This is a genomic window from Aliiroseovarius sp. S1339, assembly GCF_023195695.1.
Taxonomy (GTDB): domain Bacteria; phylum Pseudomonadota; class Alphaproteobacteria; order Rhodobacterales; family Rhodobacteraceae; genus Aliiroseovarius.
In genome coordinates this window covers 52,530-72,344 of the sequence record NZ_JALPQG010000007.1, presented here as the reverse complement: position 1 = coordinate 72,344, position 19,815 = coordinate 52,530, and the positions used below count along the sequence as shown (strand labels likewise).

Here is a 19,815-nt window from a genome sequence, read left to right as displayed (position 1 = left end):
GTGCTCAGGGGGCGGTCAAGGCGCGAAGGCGGTTTGAAAGAAACGCTTTGTCTTCCGGCGCGACGGCAAGGGATATCGCGGTGCGGTAGCTTGCAGCGGCGTCCTGCCTGCGCCCCAGCCGCGCCAGAAGATCGGCGCGACAGGCGTGATAGGGTTGATACCCGTTCAGTTTGTCATCGACGCACAGCGTGTCCAGCAGGCTTAACCCAGCCTGTGGCCCCTTGGCATAAGACAGGGCAGCGGCCTGATTGATCCGCACAATCGGGTTGGGTTGGCGTTGGGCCAGCACCTCATAAAGTGCCACGATCTGTGGCCAATCGGTGGCGGTGAAGCTGGCAGCATTGGCGTGAAGTGCGCTGATTGCCGCCTGTATCGCATAGGGGCCAGCCGGTCCCATAGACAGCGCCGTTTCGACCAGCGCGCCGCCTTCGCGGATCTTGGCGCGATCCCAACGGGCGCGGTTCTGCGCCTCTAGCGGCAAGAAGGCACCATCGTCGCCCTTGCGTGCCAGGCGGCGGCTGTCACCCAGCAGCATCAGGGCCAGCAGCCCCTTTGCCTCGGCATGGTCCGGCAATAGCCCGGTCAGGATACGGCCCAGCCGGATCGCCTCGTTCACCAGATCGGTGCGCGACATTTGCCCGTCCGAAGACCAATGGCCTTCTGTAAAGATCAGGTAAATCACCCGCAGCACCGCATCCGTGCGGTCGTGCAAGTCCTCCGGTTCGGGTAGTTTGAAGGCGATACCTGCCGCGCGCAGCTTTTTCTTGGCCCGCGTCAGGCGGGCCGCCATGGTTTCGGTTTTGTCCAGAAATGCCCCGGCTATCTCGGCGGTGGTCAGCCCGCCCAGCGCGCGCAGGGTCAGGGCGACACGCGACTTTTCTTCAAGCGCGGGGTGGCAGCAGGTATAAATCATCTCTAGCCGGTGGTCGGGGATCATCATCGCACGGTCCTCGGGATCATTGCGGTGTTGTTCCAGCCACAGGGTCAAATCGCTCGATTTGCGCAGTGCCGTCTGGCTTCGCCTGATCCGGTCCAGCGCTTTGCGGCGCGCCACAGTGATCATCCAGGCGTCCGGGTGGCGGGGGACACCTTTGCGCGGCCATTGTTCCAACGCCGACACAACCGCATCCTGCAAGCTGTCTTCGGCAAGCCCATAATCCCCGGTCGAGGAGACGAGCGACGACAGAATGCGCCCCCAGTCTTCGCGGATCAATCGCGTGACAAGCGCGCGAACTTCAACCGGGGGCAGCATGTGGGTTCAGTCCCAGATAACCACGGGGCGCACTTCGACGCGCCCGTATTTGGCGGTCGGAATTTCGGCCGCACATTTCAGGGCATCGTCCAGATCGGGGCAATCAAGCAGGTAATAGCCGCCCAACTGTTCTTTGGTTTCAGCGAAAGGGCCGTCGAGGGTTTCCGACTTCCCATCGCGCACAGCCACGGTGGTCGCGGTCGCAATCGGCTGCAACGCGTCGCCCGAAACAAGCTTGCCCGCGTCCTTCATTTTTTGGGTGAAGTCCATGTAGCCCTGCATGAACGGGCCGAATTCGTCGGTGCCGGGCTGCGGGCCAGTGCCCTCCTGGCCATAAATCAGAAGCATGTATTGCATGGTCTTTCCTTTCATCTGCTGGGAAAGGCTTCAGGCCTTTCTGTGTACCAGACGATTGAGGATCGGCAAAATCGACATTTGGGGGTGAAAAATATGGGAATGTCGGCTTTGAGCCCGAAGTTCAACTATCTTGAAGCCCCCAACACCGTGCCAAGTCACCTGCCGCATCGCTTCCACTTGGGTACCAACGAGTACGATCAACATAGGCGACTGCGTCGATTACAGCCGACATTTGTCCAGAGTTCAGCAAGCCAAATACTGTCGGCTCTTGAAGGTGTGGAAGTAACTCGAACGAAAGGTTGTCCGCTGCGCCCTCGTGTTTGCCATCCTGCCTAAGGAGTAACATTCTTAACAGTCGAGGGGTCAGGTAAACTCTTGTTTCTGGTGAGCAAATAATCCAGCCTTCAAGCCCATGACAAAACTCCCAATAGGTAGCAGTTTCCCAATTGGTGCTATTGAAGATCGCAACTTCCTCGTCATCGTGCGAATTTTCGAATGAGGAAAGCGGCTCTGGCTTTGGGACCTCATTGAAGGTTTCGACTAATTTTTGAAGTAGACTTCGCAATTCAGCATTTTCCATGTGCGAAAGATGCCTCATGGAAAGAGTTGGTACAACATTCGAACGGCAGAAAAGTCCCGCACACCAGACATCCATCCCTCACCCAACAAAAAAGCCGCCGGGTTTCCCCAACGGCTTTTCCGTATTCAAATGCGGCTTGGCTTAAGCAGCCAGAGCAGCCTGTGCTTTTTCAACGATCGCACCGAACGCGTCGGGCTCGTGCACGGCCAGATCGGCCAGAACCTTACGGTCCACTTCAACACCAGCCATGGTCAGGCCGTTGATGAAGCGCGAATAGGTCAGTGTTTCGTCATGCGAACGCACAGCTGCGTTGATCCGTTGGATCCACAGGGCGCGGAAGTTGCGCTTGCGGTTCTTGCGGTCACGGGTTGCATATTGGTTCGCTTTGTCGACGGCTTGGCGCGCTACCTTAAAGGTATTCTTGCGACGGCCATAAAAGCCTTTTGCAGCTTTGACGACTTTTTTGTGACGGGCGTGAGTTGTGGTTCCACCTTTAACGCGGGACATATCAGTATCTCCTCTTAACGATCGTAGGGCATGAAGCCCTTGACGATCTTGGCGTCGGGGGCGGACAGGGTTGTGGTGCCGCGCGCATTGCGCAGGAACTTGTTAGAGCGTTTGATCATGCCGTGGCGTTTGCCGGCCTGACCTGCAAGGACTTTACCTGTCGCTGTAACCTTAAAGCGCTTCTTCGCGCTCGACTTGGTCTTCATCTTGGGCATTTCCGTCTCCTTCATGGGTTCGGTGTTTGCACGACTCGGCATGCCACTTGAGCCGGTCGCGCATGAAGTGCGGCGTATAGGCGGAATCAATCAGGCTGGCAAGTGGATTCTGCCCGCTGTGGCAGGCAAACTATCTAGGCCGCCAGCATCACCTTCAGGCGACCGAAAACGGTGCGGAACGCGGTAAAAATATCCTCGATCTGATAGCCGCCGGGCCGATGCAAGATCGCAAGGGCAATCAGCCCGCCACCAATCATGAACATGATCGCTGGCACCCTTGGCGCCCGACCTTCCCGGATCGCGGACAAAAAAGACGGAATCGACAGCGCAAGCACCACAATCCCGACAACCATAAACGTGTCTTCCCTCATAACTCACTCCTCGACACCCCACCCCTGTTGCGCGGAAAACAGGTTACTCGTGATCTGTGGCAAAAATTTGCCGTTCGTCACATGGGGCGACACGAAGGATATTTGTTGTACCCGGAACATTGAAGGGAACACCGGCGGTGACAACGATTTGGTCGTCTTCCGTGGCAAATCCAGCACTGCGTGCTGCACGCGCCGCCGAGACGACAGCCGCCTTGAATCGCAAAACCTCGTCGGGTGTGACGAAACAGTTTGTGCCCCATGACAGACACAACCGCCGCGCTGTGCCACGCAGGGGTGTCAGAGCAATGATCGGTACGCGCGGACGTTCGCGCGAGGTCAACAGCGCAGTTGTGCCCGACTGTGTGAAACAACAGATCGCTTTGATCTCGGTTGTTTCGGCAATCTCGCGGGCAGCCGCCACGATCCCATCGGCAACTCCGCTGCGCGATGCCACACGGTGGGCATCAACCTGATCCAGATAGGTCTGGTCGTGCTCAACCTCAACCGCAACGGCGTTCATCGTCGCGACAGCCTCGATCGGATACTGACCTGCGGCGCTTTCTGCCGACAACATGACAGCATCCGTGCCATCATAAATGGCATTCGCCACGTCCGAGACCTCGGCCCTTGTGGGCATTGGGCTTTCGATCATGCTTTCTAGCATCTGTGTAGCCACAATCACTGGCTTGCCCGCACGGCGGCAAAGCTGGATAAGGCGTTTCTGGATTGGCGGAACTGCATGAACCGGTAATTCAACCCCAAGGTCACCACGCGCGACCATGATCCCGTCAGAGGCCTCCAAAATCGCATCAAACGCATCCACGGCCGCAGGTTTTTCGATTTTCGACAAAATGGCGGCACGCCCCTTCGCCAGTTCGCGCGCCTCTTCAACATCTGCGGCACGCTGAACAAAGCTAAGCGCCAACCAGTCGACACCCAATTGGCAGGCAAATTCCAGATCGGCGCGGTCTTTGTCCGACAAAGCGGCCAGCGGCAATACGACGTCCGGCACGTTCACGCCCTTTCGATCAGAAATCGTGCCGCCAACTTCGACGATGCAATTGGCGAAATCCGGGCCACATTCCTTGACCTTCATGCGCAACTTGCCGTCATTCACCAGCAGGGTCGATCCGGCTTTCAGTGCCGCAAAAATTTCCGGGTGTGGAAGGCAGACGCGATGCCCTTCGCCCGGGGTTTTGTCCAGATCGAAGCGGAAGTCCTGACCTTCTTCGATTTCGGCAGCCCCTGCGGAAAAGACCCCGCACCGCAGCTTGGGTCCCTGCAAATCGGCAAGAATCGCAATTGGACGCTCCATGTCCTTTTCGACTTTGCGCACGAGGGCGTGGCGCTCGCGTTGTTCGTCATGGGTTCCGTGCGACATGTTCATGCGGAACACGTCGGCGCCTGCCTCGAACAAGGCGCGAATCGTATCGTAATCTTTGGAAGCTGGGCCGAGCGTGGCGACAATCTTGACGTTGCGATGGCGTCTCACGGGGCACATCTCCTTTAATTTGGGCTAAAATTCGGGTCGTTTGTTCTATGCCCGAAAATGTTAGCGCTGACAACTGGCGCTTACCAAAAGGCTCGCATAAACGGGTCTGGCAAATATGAATGACACAAACATGACATACCACCCCTATCACATGCTTGGCGAGGATCGGCCATCGCGCTGGCTGATCACTTGCGACCACGCGACCAATACCGTGCCACCCTGCGTGGGTGGCGGCGATCTGGGCGTCGCGCCCGAAGATATGGCCCGCCATATCGCCTATGATGTCGGTGCAGCGGGCGTCACACGCCACCTGTCCGAGCTGCTGGACGCGCCTGCAATTCTGTCGAACTTCTCGCGTCTTGTGATCGACCCGAACCGGGGCGAGGATGATCCGACGCTTGTGATGAAGCTTTACGACGGAACGGTGGTTCCCGCCAATCGCGACGTGGACGAGGCTGAGCGGACCCGCAGGCTTGATGCGCTTTACCACCCCTATCACGCAGCGGTCAGCCGGCTGGCTTCCCGGCAGGACAACACGGTGATCGTAGCGATGCATTCCTATACGGCGCAGTTGCAAGGGCGCGAAATGCGGCCCTGGCACATCGCCATTCTTCATGATCGTGACAGCCGGCTTGCCACGCCCTTGATCGCGCGCCTGAGGGAAGAGCCGGACCTGTGCGTCGGTGAAAACGAACCTTACGGCGGCCATCTTGATGGCGACAGCATCGACCGTCACGCGGTATTGCCCGGTCGGGTCAATGTGCTGATCGAAATCCGCAATGACCTGATCGAAACCGAAGATCAACAACGCGGCTGGGCAGAGCGGCTGGCCCCGGTCCTGACCGAAACACTGGCGAAAATCAGGCTGTGATCTGCAAAGACGCGGGCATTCCCTTTCCTAGGGGGCGCCAACGTCAAAGGTTGACCTTAGGCGCCCTGTCCCCACCTATTAATGCGACCCTATCGATCCAAAGGACACGCCATGGATGACCAAACCCGTATCGAAGTTGAAGCCGCCGCTTTTCGCCGGTTGCAAAAGCATCTGATGGAAGACCGTCAGGACGTTCAGAACATCGACATGATGAATTTGGCCGGGTTTTGCCGCAATTGCCTGTCGCGCTGGTATCAGGAAGCCGCCAGCGAACGTGGCATCGAAATGTCGAAAGCCGAGGGGCGCGAGGCATATTACGGCATGCCCTATGACGACTGGAAGGCGAAGCATCAATCCGACGCCAGCCCAGACAAACAAGCCGCCTTTGAAGTTGCGTTCAAAGAAAACGTGCTGGACCCAAAAAACTGAACTTGGCCGACATCCTATCGCGGTGCCAATCTGCCCTTGTAACCAGTTCATAGGAGGTGCCCGATGCGCCCATCTGATCAACTTGCCGAGTTCACCCGCGACGCTTTAGCGGCCGGGAAAAGTCGCGACGACATTCGATCTGCGCTGTCTCGATCCGGCTGGGCACCCAACGAAGTCGCAGAAGCGCTGGACGCGTGGGCCGAGATTGACTTCCCCACCCCGGTCCCCCGCCCGCGCCCCTATGTGTCCGCGCGCGAGGCGTTCTTTTATGGCATCATGTTCGTCGCGTTAGCGATGACGGCATGGCACCTCGTTGCGCTATTGCATAGCCTCATCGACCATTGGGTCGCCGACCCGCTTGTGGAAGGTGAAGGCCGCTATGCGCTTAATTCGACACGTTGGTCCATCGCGGCCCTTGTCGTTTTCACCCCAACCTTCCTTGTTCTGAACCGCCGCACCGTGCAGGCCACGAAGGCCGATCCCGGCAAGCGTCGTTCAGGAGTTCGCAAATGGTTTGGTTATGTGACGCTATTCCTTGCCTCTATTTCATTGTTGGGCGATCTGATGGCGGTGATCTATGCGCTGCTCAGCGGTGACTTGACGCTGCGCTTTATCCTCAAGGCACTGGTGGTGGCGGGTGTCGCAGGGTCAGTTTTCGCCTATTTCAGACAAGAAGAATACGAGGGCGCCGATGCAAAGTGACACCTTTGCCCCCTTGCTGATTGGTGGGCTGGTCGCGGCGGCAATTGTGGCCGGTTTGATGGTCACGGGTGGCCCGATCGCCGCGCGGGCCGAAAAACGTGACATGGCGCGTCTGGCTGATCTACGTGAATTACAGTCCTTTGTTGCCTGCCGTTATGATCTGGACGACGCTGTGCCCAATACGCTCGCCACCGATGAACGTTGCGCCGACAAACTGCCGATGGCTGATCCGGTGACAGATGCGCCATATGTCTACGAAAAAACGTCGGCAACGTCTTACCGCCTTTGCGCCAGATTTGAACGCCCCGAACTGGTCGAAGATTACGATCTGGGGCCGGGGCAGTGGCAACGCGACAGCGGCTGCTTTCTTCTGACCCAGAAATGAAAAAGGGCCGCATGCGCGACCCTTCCCCTTGCCCGCGAAATGACGTTCAAACCGCCGCTTTCAGGCTTTCATCCAGATAAATTTCGCGCAGGCGCAGTGCCACCCGGCCCGGCTCGCCACCACCCAGTGGTTTGTCGTCGATCTGTACGACCGGCATCACGAAAGCGGAGGCCGAGGTGAAGAAGGCTTCATCCGCGTTCTGGGCTTCTTCGATGGTGAAGTTACGTTCCTCGACCTCCATTTGCGCCTCTTCGGCATAGCGCAACACAGCGGCGCGGGTGATCCCATGCAGGATGTCGTTGGACAGCGCGCGCGTGATGATTTTGCCATCTTTCACGATATAGACGTTGTTCGACGTGCCTTCGGTGACGTAGCCGTCCTCCACCATCCAAGCGTCATCAGCACCGGCAGCCTTCGCCATCATCTTCCCCATTGAGGGGTAGAGCAGTTGCACCGTCTTGATGTCGCGGCGACCCCAGCGGATATCATCAATCGAGATCACTTTCATCGGCTTCACAGTCGCGGCCAACCCCGGCTTCGACTGGGTGAAGAGAACCACGGTCGGCATCACCTTTTCAGGGTCCGGGAACGCAAAATCGCGATCAGAGGCGGCCCCGCGCGAGATCTGAAGATAGATCAGCCCTTCGTCGATATCGTTCTGACGCACCAATTCCCGATGAACTTCCAACAGATCATCGGTCGAGATCGGGTTTCCCATGTCCAACTCGTTCAGCGACCGCTGCAAACGTTCGGCATGACCGTCAAATGCGATCAGCTTGCCGCCCAGCACGCTGGTCACTTCATACACCGCGTCGGCAAACAGGAAGCCACGGTCAAAGATTGAGATTTTGGCCTCGGTTTCGGGCAAGTACTCTCCGTTCACGTAAACGGTGCGGGTCATGTCTGATCTCCTTGGTGTGACGCGTGCGGGGTGCGTTGACCCGCGCGGCGTTTCCTGTTCTGGCTGTTGATACTCGGGTCATCGAAAGAGTCAAAAGGGAATTCCAATGCCGACTGCGACACAATCCGCCGCCATCATGCTGACCGCCGGGATTGGCATTCCAATTTTGGCCGCGTTGAATGCGGCGCTGGGGCAGCGGTTGGGGTCGCCGATTTCTGCGGGTTTCATCTTGTTTCTTGTGGCCCTGCTGACCACGGGTATCGTGTTTCTGTTCGCAGGTGGCTCGCTCAAAGGCGCGGTCAGCGCGCCGCCGCATCTTTTCTTCGCGGGCTGTCTTGTGGCGTTTTATGTGCTGACCATCACTTGGGTTGCGCCCAGCTTCGGGGTTGGAAATGCGGTGTTTTTTGTGCTGTTGGGCCAGCTTGTATCCGCCGCTGCCATCGACCATTTCGGCCTGTTCGGCGCACAGCCAAGCACGCTGACCTTTTGGCGCGTGTCTGGGATCGCCGTTATGGGGTTGGGCGTGTTCCTGACCCAAATCGCCGGGCGCAGTTAATCCCTTCACCCCCACAAACGCGCCGTGGGGGGGTGCACACCCTTGGCGTCAAACTCAAGCGGTGTATCGCGATCCTCCGCCAACAAAAGCGGCCCGTCCAAATCCGTCACCATCGCGCCCTGCGCGACCAGCGTGGCAGGCGCCATCGCCAGTGATGAGCCGACCATGCAGCCAACCATGACCTTATACCCCTCGGCCAAGGCGGCATCACGCAGCGCCAGCGCTTCGGTCAAGCCGCCGGTCTTGTCCAACTTGATGTTCACCACGTCATACTTGCCCTTCAGCCCCGGCAAGCTGGCGCGATCATGGCAGCTTTCATCGGCACAAACCGGCACCGGGCGATCCATACCGATCAGCGCATGATCCTCGCCTGCTGGTAGAGGTTGTTCGACCAGATCGACGCCCAGCCGCACAAGGTGCGGGGCAAGGTCGGCATAGACATCGGCCGACCACCCTTCGTTTGCGTCCACGATGATGCGGGCCTTGGGCGCCCCTTTGCGCACTGCCTCAAGCCGGGCCATGTCGTTGGGTGTGCCCAGCTTGATCTTCAATAGTGGGCGATGGGCATGTATTTCGGCCTGCGCCTGCATCTCGGCGGGTTCGGCCAGTGACAGGGTATAAGCGGTGATCTCGGGCCCCGGTTCGGGCAGGCCAGCCAGTTCCCAGACACGTTTGCCCGCGCGCTTGCCCTCAAGATCCCACAAGGCGCAATCCACGGCGTTGCGCGCGGCGCCTGCTGGCAGAAGGTCCAACAGCGCCTGACGCGTCACATCAGCGGGCAGGCCGATGATCTGTTCCGTGACGCTTTCAAGCGTTTCGCCGTAGCGCGCGTAAGGCACACATTCGCCCCAGCCTTGATGATCGCCATCCGTGATCCGAACAGTCAGCACTTTCGCCTCGGTGCGCGACCCGCGCGAGATGGTGAAAACCTGCGCCAGCTTGAACACATCTGCCGTGACCGAAATTTTCATGTCTGCCCCCTGTTTAGCCTGAACGGCAACTTAGACCGCCGCCAACGCATCCACCAGCTTGTCGGCCCCAAACCGGAACGGATCGGTGGCGGGCAGGCCCATCTTGGCTTCAAGCTCTGCCAGATAGGACGTGGCGGCATCTTCAGCCATATGTTGCGTGTTGACCGAAATACCGATCACCTGACAGGCTGGGTTGACCACCTTTGCCAAGGTCAAGGCAACATCGCGAAGGTCTTCCAGCGATGGAAGCTGATAATCGGGCAGTCCGCGCATATGTTCGCGCGTGGGTTCGTGGCACAGGATCAGCGCATCGGGCTGGCCGCCATGGATCAGGGCCATCGTCACCCCGGAATACGAGGCATGGAACAGCGACCCCTGCCCCTCGATCAAATCCCAGTGGTCAGGGTCGTTGTCGGGCGAGATATATTCGACCGATCCCGCCATGAAATCCGCCACCACCGCATCCAAGGGCGCGCCGTCCCCGGTGATCAGGATGCCGGTTTGCCCGGTGGCGCGGAAGGTCGATTTCATCCCGCGTTCGCGCATCAGTTTATCCATCGCCAGCGCCGTATACATCTTGCCAACCGAACAATCCGTGCCAACAGCCAAGCTACGCTTGCCGGTGCGCTTTACGCCGTTGGCGATCGGGTATTTGACTTCGGGCAGGCGCACATCATGCAGCTCTTGCCCGGTTGCTTCGGCCACCGCGACCAGATCGGGCTCGTCGCGCAGAAGGTTATGCAGGCCCGACGCAAGGTCGAACCCTTCCTCAAGCGCCATCACCAGCACCTTTTTCCACGCCTGCGAGATCACGCCACCACGGTTGGCCACACCGATGACCAGTGTCTTGGCACTTGCCGCCTTCGCTTCCGTCAACGTCATGTCGGCCAAGCCAAGATCGGCGCCACAGCCGTCCAGCCGCAGCTGGCCCACGGCATTTTCCGGGCGCCAGTCTTTGATGCCCTGAGCCACCTTCGCCGCCAGTTGGTCGGGCACATCGCCCAAAAACAGAAGATATGGTGTCTTGATCATGCGCGCGCCCTCTTCAGAAAATTGCAGAGGGATAATTCACGACTATCAGAAGAAATAGATTGCTAAGTTCGCGTGAGGCAGGGATCTTTTCGAAGAACCTTCGGCAGAAGTGACCCACGAGTGTAGTTTATCCCACCAGCTTGCGAATGGCGAAAGAAAACTCGGCTTGCTGCACTGCCGCAAAGCGGAGATTCTGCGAGTGCAAAATGATCTTGCGGATATCGCGGCAATTTAATAACGATTGCAGCCGAGAAATCGCAACTTCATTACTGAAAGGCGACACATGTCCTTCCGCATCCAACCCACCGCCCCAGCCCGCCCGAACCGCTGCCAGTTGTTTGGCCCGGCGTCGAATACCAAACTGTTCGCAAAAATGGCGACCTCGGCCGCCGATGTGATTAACATTGACCTGGAAGACAGCGTCGCGCCTTCGGACAAGGACATGGCGCGCGCCAACGCGATCGAGGCGATCAACACCATCGACTGGGGCACCAAGCACGTATCCGTTCGCATCAACGGATTGGACACGCCCTATTGGTATCGCGACGTGGTCGATTTGATGGAGCAAGCAGGCGAGCGTCTGGACCAGATCATGATCCCGAAAGTCGGGTGCGCCGAGGATGTCTATGCCGTCGACGCGCTGGTCACCGCGATTGAACGCGCCAAAGGGCGCACGAAACCCGTCGCATTCGAAGTGATCATCGAAAGCGCTGCCGGCATTGCCCATGTCGAAGCCATCGCCGCGTCTTCACCGCGCCTTCAGGCGATGTCGCTGGGGGCTGCCGATTTCGCTGCGTCAATGGGAATGCAAACCACCGGTATCGGCGGCACGCAGGAAAACTACTACATGCTGCGCGAGGGCGAAAAGCATTGGTCGGACCCGTGGCACTGGGCGCAGGCCGCCATTGTCGCCGCCTGTCGCACGCATGGTGTGCTGCCGGTTGACGGCCCGTTTGGCGACTTCTCGGACGATGAAGGTTTTGTCGCGCAGGCGAAACGCTCGGCCACGTTGGGTATGGTTGGCAAATGGGCCATCCACCCGAAACAAATCGCGCTGGCCAACGACGTCTTCACCCCATCGAATGAGGCCGTAGCCGAAGCACGCGAAATCCTGGCCGCGATGGAACAAGCCAAGGCAAATGGCGAAGGCGCAACAGTCTATAAGGGCCGCTTGGTCGACATCGCCTCGATCAAACAAGCCGAAGTGATCGTGGCGCAGGCTGAGTTGATCGCAAACAGCTGATCGCCAATCCCTTACAGAAAAGGCCTCGCCCAGCGCGGGGCCTTTTCTGTTGATACACCCTGTCGCAGGGCATCCGGTCGCATGGGAATCGCACGTAGGGGGGATAGGTTGGGCTTGGGTCATGACGAGGCCCGCTTGGGGACGCAACCCAATCTGAAAGGTTCAATAATGAAACCGCTTCTTTTCGCCACCGCCCTTAGCCTTAGCCTGACCGGCGCTGCTCTGGCGCAAATGCAACCCTCAAACCCGGCGCAGACTGGCCTGTCGCGCCCTGTCATCCAATTGACCGGCATTCTGGCCAAAAACATGGACGCGTTGGAGCTGGACGAAACCCAGCGCGCCGCCCTGAAGGATTGGGTCGCAACCATGCCAGCCGTCCGAAAAGCGCTGGAGGCTGAAACGGTGCAATTGCGCGCCGACCTTCGCAAAGCCATCGTGGAAGGTGCCCCCTCTGACGAACGCCAAGCCATCGCCGACAAGATCGGCGCGAACGAGGTCAAGTTGGTGATGATGCGGTCAAACTGCACCGATCATTGGCGTCAGGTGCTGAGTGAAGCACAATTTGCGAAACTGATCGACATGGCGCTCTGATCTGAAACCTGATCGTGGCGGGTCGAATGGCCCGCCACGCATCAATTCACGCCAACGGCAAGTAAATCTCGGTCAGCAACTCGTCAGGGTCCGTGTCGCGCGGGTCGTTCAGATTAACCTCGTAACAAGGCGTATTGGCAGGCGTTTCACCAGATTTCGGCAACCACTCGCCATACAACGTGTCATAGCCGGATTTGAGCGTCGCATATGGCCCTTTGAAGGTCAAAACGGCCGTACGCCCTGCCGCAATATCCACAACTTCAAAACCATCCGGAACATCTTCACCGCGCCATTCGACCCCAGCAAAGCTGCGCAGGTCATCTTCGGCAACCGAGTCGGGATCGTCATAATACAGGCCCAGCATCGGGCCACATTGGGGCCATAAATTGCGGGCAGCGATCATGGCCGACGCGGCCTCGAACGTTTTTCCGATGTTCATGTAAGCGCCCTTATGAGGCAGGCCGATCGCGCGACGCGCGTCAGTTTCACGAATATCAATTGGATACATTTTGATCTCTCCTGTTCGATGCAAAAGCACCGGGGCGTCTAGCCGGCCGGTTGCGCGAAAGGCTATTGGGGTCTTGCCATATGACGTGCGAAACGCGTGACCGAAACTGCGGGGGTTGGGATAGCCGCAGTCGCGGGCGATGACCTCGACCGGGGTATCTTCACGCACCAGCCGCCCCGCCGCACGATGCAGACGCATCCGGCGCACCGCCTGCGCGCAGGTTTCGCCGGTCATGGCGTGAAACACGCGATGCCAGTGAAACCGCGACATGGCGGCGACGTCCGCCAGTTGGTCCAGCGACAAATCTCCATCAGGATTGTCGTGGATATAGGTCAGCACGCGCAGCAATCGGTCTTCGTAACGCATGGCAGCTCCTTCAAGCTCTTCCACGTTCTTCTTGCCCCAGGATGAGCGCACAAATCTTGCCAACTTGCACACCAAACGAAAAGAGCAGCAGTTGTATTGCCGCGCCGCAAGCGGCATATAGCTAGGAACGATACGCAATCAGGCTGACCCATGACCAACTATCTTGAGTTCGAAAAACCGCTGGCTGAAATCGAAGGCAAGGCCGAGGAACTGCGCGCCCTTGCCCGCGCCAACAAAGAGATGGACGTGGAGGGCGAAGCCGCAGGGTTGGACGCCAAGGCCAGCGCCCTTCTGAAAGAACTGTATAAAGATCTGACCCCGTGGCGGAAATGTCAGGTGGCCCGCCATCCTGACCGGCCGCATTGCAAGGACTATATCGAAGCCCTGTTTACCGAATATACGCCGCTGGCCGGCGACCGCAACTTTGCCGATGACCACGCCGTTATGGGCGGGCTTGCACGGCTGGGCGACGTTCCCGTCGTTGTGATGGGTCAGGAAAAGGGCAATGACACAAAGTCACGGATTGAACGCAATTTTGGCATGGCCCGCCCTGAAGGCTACCGCAAAGTGATCCGCCTGATGGATCTTGCCGACCGCTTCGGATTGCCGATTGTCATGCTGGTGGACACCCCCGGCGCCTATCCCGGCAAAGGTGCCGAAGAACGCGGCCAATCCGAGGCGATCGCGCGGTCGACCGAACGCAGCCTGAATGTGAAGTCCCCCGTGATCTCGGTGATCATCGGCGAAGGCGGGTCAGGTGGCGCAGTGGCGCTGGCCACCGCCAACACTGTGATGATGCTTGAACATTCGATCTATTCGGTAATCAGCCCGGAAGGCTGCGCGTCAATCCTGTGGAAGGATTCAGACAAGATGCGCGAAGCCGCCGAGGCGCTGCGCCTCACCGCTCAGGACCTGAAGCAACTGGGCGTGATTGACCAGATCATCCCCGAACCGATGGGCGGCGCTCAACGCGGTCGCAGCGAATCCATCAACGCCGTCGGCAAGGCCATCGAAGCCGAGCTGAAGGCACTGAAGAAGCGCCAGAAGGGCGACGCGCTGTTGAAAGAGCGCCGTGAAAAGTTCCTGAAAATGGGTGCCAAGGGGCTGGCTGCCTAAAGATCGGCCAATTTGGCACCCCGCGCACCCATCACGTCTTCGTGGGCGGGGTTGGTTTGCGACCTGACCCAAATGATAGTCACGAGTGACCCCCAAGGAGGATCATTCGTGGACTGGAAATCATTTCTTGCCGAGACCGAAGGCAACATCAATCATCTTGCCAAAGACATTCCCGCAACCCTGAAAGGCTTCGTCCAGATGGGAACAGCCGCCAAGACAAATGGCGCGCTGAGCGAGAAGACAAAAGAGTTCATCGCGCTTGGCATTGCCATCTCGACCCGCTGCGACAGCTGCATCGGCTTTCATGTGCGGTCATTGGTGCGGCTTGGGGCAACGCTGGACGAATTGAACGAGGCGCTGGCAATGGCGTCTTATATGGGTGGCGGTCCGTCTATCTCATACAGCGCTAAGGCGCGCGAGGCGTTTGAGCAGTTCAGCGCTTCCTAACGGCACTGCGTGGATCAACCCTCACCAAAGACTTGCCTTGGCCCGGTCCGGCCACGTCTTGTCATAGGTTTCACCGTCGAACGCGCCCGAGGTCATTTCGTTCAGCATGTCGCCCACTGTCGGAAGTCCCGCGCTTTCATCGCCGGACGTCCACAAACCGGCACGCATGATGGCACGGGCACACTGGGAATAGACCTCGTGAATGTGGATAACGATGACCGTGCGGGGTAGCTTGCCAGATTTCTCAAACCGGGCGCGCAGCGGGGCGTCAGCGGTCAGCCGAGCCTCGCCATTGACCCGCACGACATTGTTTGATCCCGGCACCATGAACATCAGCGACACGCGCGGATCACGCACGATGTTGCGCAGACTGTCGATCCGCTCGTTGCCGCGCCAATCAGGCAGGGCCAAGGTCTGGGCGTCCAGTTCGACCACCACGGGGCCATCATCGCCGCGCGGACTGCCATCAGTGCCGTCGGGCCCGACGGTCGTCAGAACGCAAAACCGCGAGGCCATGATCCATTTTCGATAGGTCGGCGTCAGGTGGCGTGCGACCTTTACCAAAGATGCCTCGCCGGGGGTTCCGTAATGTGCCTCTAAGTCCTGAAGGGTGGCAATAAAATCCATCAAGTTTCGACCTCAAGCCCGGCCTCTTTCATCAACGCGTTGGACCCGGCTTCAACCGTCTCTTCCAGCTTTGACATGAAGTCTTCAAGCGATAGCCCCGGTTCGATCCGGGGGTGAAATTCGACCACCGCAAGGCCGGGATAACGCATGATGCCATGACGCTTCCAGAACACGCCGACATTGGTTGAGGCAGGCACACACGGTTGCCCGGTTTCGCGATAAAGCACCCCGGTTCCGACCTTATAAGGCTTCTTGGCACCCGCCGCGACCCGTGTGCCTTGCGGGAAAATCACCAACTGCCCCGGCTTTGCGGTGCCAGAGCGGACATCTTCAACCATCTGCTTGATCGCCTGCCCGCGCTTGCCGCGATCCACGGGAATACTGTTCGTATACTTTGCATACAGCCCAATCACCGGCGCCCAGGTCAGTTGCTTCTTCATGATGTATTTCGGCGCGGGGACTGCACTTGCGATCAAGATAATGTCAAAAAAGCTCTGGTGTTTCGCACCAATCAGCACCTCATCACTCGGTGGGTCGCCGCGAATTTCCGAACGCAACCCGATCATCCATGACGCGGTCCAGCGCACCCAGCGGCAATAGCTGTGAATGGCAACCATCGCATATTTCTTGTTGAACCAGATCAGCGGAACAAAACCGAAGCCGATGACTGCCAACATGATGTACATTTGGACGATAAACACGAGCGAGCGGAGCCATTGGAATGCGTGACGCATCAGCGTTTCTCCTGCAAGACATTCTGGGCGGTTTGGCGGGTGGCCAAAAACGCGACAAGGGCGGCGAAAAGCGGTATGAGGGCAGGCCAGAGCCATTCCCACCGCTCAAATCCTAGTCCAGTCAGAAAATTCCCCTGATCCCCGGCGGATGGCAGCAGCAGGATTGCCAAGCTGCCCAACACCGTGCCGACAACAGCGCCGCCCAGCGCACGCAGGGTATAGCGACGCACAAAGGCGTGGGCGATGTATCTGTCATGCGCCCCAACCAGCCGCAGCACCCGGATCACTTGCTCATTTGCCGACAGCGCGGCGGACGCGGCAAGGGTGATCACCACACCAGCCAGCGCCGTTATCAGCACGATGGCTACGAAACCCAGCGCGCGCAAGCGCTTGGCAGCGCGCACCAGCGGTTCACGCCAGCGCGCATGGTCATCCAGTATGGCACCCGGAGCCTCGCCCGTCAGGCGGGCGCGCAGGCCTTCCGGGTCGTATCCATCCGCATCCTCGATCACCTCGACCAGCTTCGGGATGGGCAACTGATCAAGTGGCAGGTCTGGCCCGAACCACGGCTCTAGCAAGGCGCGTTGTTCGTCGTCGCTGAGGGGGCGGGCCTCTTTCACGCCGGGGGTCGTCGCCAGCACTTCCATCACGGCCAGCACCTGCGCGTCCATCTGATCAACCGGCGCAGTGATGCGGATGGTCGAACTTTTGGCAAGCGCATCGCCCCAGCGATCAGCCAGACGACCTGTCGCCAAGGACAGCGCCAACGCGAACACCGCCAAAAAAGCCATCGAGGCTGCCGCAAATACTGTCAGACGTGCAGTGAACCCGGTCGGTGGCACGACGCGGTCGGCCTGCGCGTCGCCTGCCACGAAATGCATCAAAGTGCTTAAACGCACGTTCATAAATCCGCTCCCGCCTGATTGACGTGTTTATTAGAGATACGCAAAACACGCGCCTGCACCTGCGCCTTGGTCGATCGGATCAGGTTCATGTCATGGGTGGCGATCAACACCGTCTTGCCCATGCGGTTCAGTTCGACCAGCAGCTTGAGCAGGCGAAGCGACATGTCCCAATCGACGTTGCCTGTTGGCTCGTCCGCCAATATCACATCCGGCGACGTCACCACGGCACGAGCCAGCGCGGCCCGCTGACGTTCGCCGCCCGACAGTTCCGGCGGTTTGGCGTCACGCTGCTCAGACAGGCCAACCCATGCAAGCAGGTCGTCAAGCTCGGACGGGTTGGCAAGACTGCGCCCTGAAACGGTCAAAGGCAGTGACACGTTCTCGGCCAGACTTAGGTGATCCAGAAACTGACAGTCCTGATGAACAACACCGATCCGCCTGCGCGCGTTCGCCACATCATCGCGCGACATGTGTTGCGCGTCCTGATCAAACAGCGTCACCCGCCCCTGCGTTGCAATCAGTTCGCCATAACACATCTTGATCAGTGTCGTTTTCCCGGCCCCGGAAGGGCCTGTCAGAAAGTGAAACGAACCCGGTGCAAGTTTCATGGTAATGTCAGATAGAAGCGTGCTGTCCCCATATCCGTAGGACACTTGTTGCAGCTCGATCATGCGCGGTCCTCGCTTTTGCTTGGCGACAGTTTTGCCTCAGCTAAGCATTTGTTTCAATGCAGTGCTTGCAATGGTTTGATTTTCGCAGTGAAACTGCCATATTGAGATCGAAATGGCAGGGAAAACCCTAGCTGAACGGCAGGGGTCGAGGAAAAAATATGCGTCTGGTTTGCCCAAGTTGCGGCGCGCAGTACGAAGTAGATGATCGCGTGATGCCCGAAACCGGGCGTGATGTTCAGTGTTCCAATTGCGGCCACGCGTGGTTTCAACTGGCACCTAATGCTGAAGTCAGTGTTGAAGCTGATGTTGAAGCCAGCGCTGAAGTCGACGAAGTAGCTACGCCATCCCCCTTTGATAATATAGACGAGTTTGATGACGAGGAGGCAGACGGCGACGCCCCGCTTGAAACCGCGCCCGCCGAACCGGACACGTCGGACGAACAAGCCGAGGATGGCGAAGATGATGGCGAAGCGCCTTCCCTAGCCGCGCGAAAGCTGGATGATGGCGTTCGCAGTATCTTGCAAGAAGAAGCCGAACGCGAACTTAAGGCGCGAGAGGACGACCGCGAAAACCTTGAAACCCAGCCCGATCTTGGTCTGGACGAAGCGCCGGGGGCCGGGCCAGACGCCACCAAGCGCGAAACGTCCGATGAGCAAGCCACGGAACAAGACGAACAACCGCTGACGCCCGACGACATCAAGCGTCGCGATGTCCTGCCTGATATTGAAGAAATCAACTCGACGCTCGACGCGCCTGAAGGTGATACCGACGGCTCAACAGTCGACGGTGTCGACGGCGAAGTGGCCAGCCCCAATGGGTTCCGCCGTGGTTTCATCCTTGTGGTGGTTTTGGCGTGTCTGTTGACCATACTCTATATTTTTGCACCTTCGATCGGCGAACGCATCCCAGCCCTACAGCCTGCGATGGAGCAGTTTGTTGAACTGGCGAACCGCGTGCGTGTTGGCTTGGAAGAAATGATGCGCGCGGCAATCGGCAAGATGCAGGGACTCATCGACAAGCCTGACAACGGCTGAACGAACCCGTCCACGCGCCAAGCATATTGAAGCGGCCAACCTGCTTGGTCAGTTGCTTCGAAAAATCCGCGATTCGCCGATCATGTTTTCCAAGGCTGCGATGCGGTCTGCGCTGTGGCTGCGGCTTTGGATTTCGGCCACAAGAGCTTCGACCATGAAGTTAATCGCCAGCGTTGAATCCCAGCTTGACGGCACTTCGACCATGCTTCGAAAACAAAACGTGGCATATCGTTCGATTGGTGACCCCCACTGATCGGTGAACAGAACGATATTCGCCCCTTGATCGACCACCAATTTCGCCAAACGCTCCAGTTCTTTTTCATACCGTCGAATATCAAATACGATCAGCGTCGCGTTTTCATCCATGTCTAGAAGCGATTGCGGCCAGACGCTGGGCGAGAAATCCAACTGCGTCACCCCGGGTCGGATGATCTGCAAATGGTTGAAAAAGTAATGCGCGTTTGACCGGGTGATCCGCCCGCCAAGCAGGTAAAGCCGTCGATTGGGGTCGGACAAAAGGGCTGCGGCCTTGTCAAATTCTTCCAGATCAAGACGTTCCAGCGTGCGGTTGATATTGCGCGACACGGCTTCGGCGAATCGACTGATAATATGATCTTTCCCACCCGACAGTTCTGCGGCTTCCAGCTTTGCCAGCGGCTCTTTCATCTGGGCGGCGATTTCGTCGCGAATAGCGTCTTGCAGGTCAGGAAAGCCTTGATATCCCAGCTTGCGGGCCAAACGAATAATCGTGGGCGTTGAGACTTCGGCGCTTTCGGCCAGTTTGGTGATCGACTGCAACCCCGCGACCAGCGAATCGTCCAAAAGCGTGGCCGTCAGCCGCCGTTCAGCCGCAGTCAGCTCGTCCTGCTTTTCCCTGATCCGGTCTTTGACGAGAGGTTTCTTTCCCATTTGTCACCATTTCTATCAGTCATTGGCGCGATGTAGAGATAAC

Annotated in this window: 26 protein-coding genes; 10 read left to right on the top strand and 16 right to left on the bottom strand. The window is 58.5% G+C overall.

Features of this window, described 5'->3' with window-relative positions; genetic code table 11:
• Nucleotides 1–4: 4 nt before the first annotated feature.
• The 7 genes from MUY35_RS11710 to pyk form a co-directional block, all read right to left on the bottom strand.
• Nucleotides 5–1,252 carry a sigma-70 family RNA polymerase sigma factor gene (locus tag MUY35_RS11710; protein ID WP_248368473.1) on the bottom strand — a complete coding sequence of 416 codons (1,248 nt, stop codon included), beginning with the start codon at nucleotides 1,250–1,252 and terminating at the stop codon, nucleotides 5–7.
• A 6-nt stretch (nucleotides 1,253–1,258) separates the two neighbouring features.
• The gene (locus tag MUY35_RS11705; RefSeq protein ID WP_248368471.1) at nucleotides 1,259–1,609 is read right to left on the bottom strand and encodes a YciI family protein; all 351 of its coding nucleotides are present in this window, start codon (nucleotides 1,607–1,609) and stop codon (nucleotides 1,259–1,261) included.
• A 121-nt stretch (nucleotides 1,610–1,730) separates the two neighbouring features.
• Nucleotides 1,731–2,189, bottom strand: a complete 459-nt coding sequence (locus MUY35_RS11700; RefSeq protein ID WP_248368469.1) for a hypothetical protein — start codon at nucleotides 2,187–2,189, stop codon at nucleotides 1,731–1,733.
• 141 nt (nucleotides 2,190–2,330) lie between these two features.
• On the bottom strand, nucleotides 2,331–2,696 hold the full coding sequence (rplT, locus tag MUY35_RS11695) for a 50S ribosomal protein L20 (RefSeq protein WP_248368467.1): 366 nt from the start codon (nucleotides 2,694–2,696) through the stop codon (nucleotides 2,331–2,333).
• A gap of 14 nt (nucleotides 2,697–2,710) precedes the next feature.
• Nucleotides 2,711–2,911: a 50S ribosomal protein L35 gene (gene rpmI / locus MUY35_RS11690; RefSeq protein WP_248368465.1), complete on the bottom strand. Its 201-nt coding sequence runs from the start codon at nucleotides 2,909–2,911 to the stop codon at nucleotides 2,711–2,713.
• 134 nt (nucleotides 2,912–3,045) lie between these two features.
• Nucleotides 3,046–3,282 (bottom strand): hypothetical protein, encoded by a 237-nt coding sequence (locus MUY35_RS11685; RefSeq protein ID WP_248368462.1) that lies wholly within the window; start codon nucleotides 3,280–3,282, stop codon nucleotides 3,046–3,048.
• A gap of 43 nt (nucleotides 3,283–3,325) precedes the next feature.
• Nucleotides 3,326–4,774, bottom strand: coding sequence for a pyruvate kinase (gene pyk / locus MUY35_RS11680; RefSeq protein WP_248368459.1), 1,449 nt, complete (start codon nucleotides 4,772–4,774; stop codon nucleotides 3,326–3,328).
• Between the two features lie 130 nt (nucleotides 4,775–4,904).
• Between pyk and MUY35_RS11675 the strand changes: the two genes are divergently transcribed.
• The 4 genes from MUY35_RS11675 to MUY35_RS11660 all read left to right on the top strand — a co-directional run bounded on the left by MUY35_RS11675 (nucleotide 4,905) and on the right by MUY35_RS11660 (nucleotide 7,161).
• Nucleotides 4,905–5,645: an N-formylglutamate amidohydrolase gene (locus MUY35_RS11675; protein WP_248368455.1), complete on the top strand. Its 741-nt coding sequence runs from the start codon at nucleotides 4,905–4,907 to the stop codon at nucleotides 5,643–5,645.
• A 111-nt stretch (nucleotides 5,646–5,756) separates the two neighbouring features.
• The gene (locus MUY35_RS11670; protein ID WP_248368451.1) at nucleotides 5,757–6,074 is read left to right on the top strand and encodes a DUF1244 domain-containing protein; all 318 of its coding nucleotides are present in this window, start codon (nucleotides 5,757–5,759) and stop codon (nucleotides 6,072–6,074) included.
• A 63-nt stretch (nucleotides 6,075–6,137) separates the two neighbouring features.
• A complete protein-coding gene (locus MUY35_RS11665) occupies nucleotides 6,138–6,776 on the top strand; it encodes a DUF5671 domain-containing protein (RefSeq protein ID WP_248368449.1) in 639 nt (212 codons plus the stop codon).
• Complete coding sequence (locus tag MUY35_RS11660) at nucleotides 6,766–7,161, top strand: hypothetical protein (RefSeq protein ID WP_248368447.1); 396 nt, start codon at nucleotides 6,766–6,768, stop codon at nucleotides 7,159–7,161. The genes MUY35_RS11665 and MUY35_RS11660 overlap by 11 nt, the downstream gene beginning before the upstream one ends.
• A gap of 46 nt (nucleotides 7,162–7,207) precedes the next feature.
• Here MUY35_RS11660 and MUY35_RS11655 read toward each other — a convergent pair whose 3' ends face one another.
• On the bottom strand, nucleotides 7,208–8,062 hold the full coding sequence (locus MUY35_RS11655; RefSeq protein ID WP_248368444.1) for a D-amino-acid transaminase: 855 nt from the start codon (nucleotides 8,060–8,062) through the stop codon (nucleotides 7,208–7,210).
• Nucleotides 8,063–8,168: 106 nt separating this feature from the next.
• Between MUY35_RS11655 and MUY35_RS11650 the strand changes: the two genes are divergently transcribed.
• The gene (locus MUY35_RS11650) at nucleotides 8,169–8,618 is read left to right on the top strand and encodes a DMT family transporter (RefSeq protein WP_248368430.1); all 450 of its coding nucleotides are present in this window, start codon (nucleotides 8,169–8,171) and stop codon (nucleotides 8,616–8,618) included.
• Between the two features lie 5 nt (nucleotides 8,619–8,623).
• Here MUY35_RS11650 and dgcA read toward each other — a convergent pair whose 3' ends face one another.
• Complete coding sequence (dgcA, locus tag MUY35_RS11645) at nucleotides 8,624–9,589, bottom strand: N-acetyl-D-Glu racemase DgcA (protein ID WP_248368427.1); 966 nt, start codon at nucleotides 9,587–9,589, stop codon at nucleotides 8,624–8,626.
• Nucleotides 9,590–9,619: 30 nt separating this feature from the next.
• Nucleotides 9,620–10,621, bottom strand: a complete 1,002-nt coding sequence (dgcN, locus tag MUY35_RS11640; protein ID WP_248368425.1) for an N-acetyltransferase DgcN — start codon at nucleotides 10,619–10,621, stop codon at nucleotides 9,620–9,622.
• 283 nt (nucleotides 10,622–10,904) lie between these two features.
• On the opposite strand from dgcN, the gene MUY35_RS11635 reads away from it, so the two are divergent.
• Nucleotides 10,905–11,864: a CoA ester lyase gene (locus MUY35_RS11635; RefSeq protein ID WP_248368423.1), complete on the top strand. Its 960-nt coding sequence runs from the start codon at nucleotides 10,905–10,907 to the stop codon at nucleotides 11,862–11,864.
• 168 nt (nucleotides 11,865–12,032) lie between these two features.
• Nucleotides 12,033–12,455: a hypothetical protein gene (locus MUY35_RS11630; protein WP_248368412.1), complete on the top strand. Its 423-nt coding sequence runs from the start codon at nucleotides 12,033–12,035 to the stop codon at nucleotides 12,453–12,455.
• Nucleotides 12,456–12,501: 46 nt separating this feature from the next.
• On the opposite strand, the gene MUY35_RS11625 is transcribed toward MUY35_RS11630, so the two are convergent.
• A complete protein-coding gene (locus MUY35_RS11625) occupies nucleotides 12,502–13,329 on the bottom strand; it encodes an AraC family transcriptional regulator (protein ID WP_248368403.1) in 828 nt (275 codons plus the stop codon).
• 150 nt (nucleotides 13,330–13,479) lie between these two features.
• Between MUY35_RS11625 and MUY35_RS11620 the strand changes: the two genes are divergently transcribed.
• Both MUY35_RS11620 and MUY35_RS11615 read left to right on the top strand, forming a co-directional pair.
• Entirely contained in the window at nucleotides 13,480–14,445 is a 966-nt protein-coding gene (locus MUY35_RS11620) for an acetyl-CoA carboxylase carboxyltransferase subunit alpha (protein ID WP_248368401.1), read from the top strand.
• Nucleotides 14,446–14,553: 108 nt separating this feature from the next.
• Entirely contained in the window at nucleotides 14,554–14,892 is a 339-nt protein-coding gene (locus tag MUY35_RS11615; protein ID WP_248368398.1) for a carboxymuconolactone decarboxylase family protein, read from the top strand.
• 21 nt (nucleotides 14,893–14,913) lie between these two features.
• Here MUY35_RS11615 and MUY35_RS11610 read toward each other — a convergent pair whose 3' ends face one another.
• Genes MUY35_RS11610 through MUY35_RS11595 form a run of 4 tightly spaced genes read right to left on the bottom strand, consistent with a single transcriptional unit; the run spans nucleotide 14,914 to nucleotide 17,829 of the window.
• The gene (locus MUY35_RS11610) at nucleotides 14,914–15,519 is read right to left on the bottom strand and encodes a pyridoxamine 5'-phosphate oxidase family protein (RefSeq protein ID WP_248368395.1); all 606 of its coding nucleotides are present in this window, start codon (nucleotides 15,517–15,519) and stop codon (nucleotides 14,914–14,916) included.
• Complete coding sequence (locus MUY35_RS11605; protein ID WP_248368387.1) at nucleotides 15,519–16,253, bottom strand: lysophospholipid acyltransferase family protein; 735 nt, start codon at nucleotides 16,251–16,253, stop codon at nucleotides 15,519–15,521. Before MUY35_RS11605 ends, MUY35_RS11610 begins: the two co-directional genes overlap by 1 nt.
• Nucleotides 16,253–17,158, bottom strand: a complete 906-nt coding sequence (locus MUY35_RS11600) for an FtsX-like permease family protein (protein WP_248368386.1) — start codon at nucleotides 17,156–17,158, stop codon at nucleotides 16,253–16,255. The genes MUY35_RS11605 and MUY35_RS11600 overlap by 1 nt, the downstream gene beginning before the upstream one ends.
• Nucleotides 17,155–17,829, bottom strand: a complete 675-nt coding sequence (locus tag MUY35_RS11595) for an ATP-binding cassette domain-containing protein (RefSeq protein ID WP_248368385.1) — start codon at nucleotides 17,827–17,829, stop codon at nucleotides 17,155–17,157. Before MUY35_RS11595 ends, MUY35_RS11600 begins: the two co-directional genes overlap by 4 nt.
• Nucleotides 17,830–17,987: 158 nt before the next feature.
• Here MUY35_RS11595 and MUY35_RS11590 point away from each other — a divergent pair, with 158 nt between their 5' ends.
• A complete protein-coding gene (locus MUY35_RS11590; protein ID WP_248368384.1) occupies nucleotides 17,988–18,863 on the top strand; it encodes a zinc-ribbon domain-containing protein in 876 nt (291 codons plus the stop codon).
• A gap of 48 nt (nucleotides 18,864–18,911) precedes the next feature.
• Here the strand turns inward: MUY35_RS11590 and MUY35_RS11585 are convergent, their stop codons facing one another.
• On the bottom strand, nucleotides 18,912–19,772 hold the full coding sequence (locus tag MUY35_RS11585) for a MurR/RpiR family transcriptional regulator (RefSeq protein ID WP_248368382.1): 861 nt from the start codon (nucleotides 19,770–19,772) through the stop codon (nucleotides 18,912–18,914).
• Nucleotides 19,773–19,815: the final 43 nt, after the last annotated feature.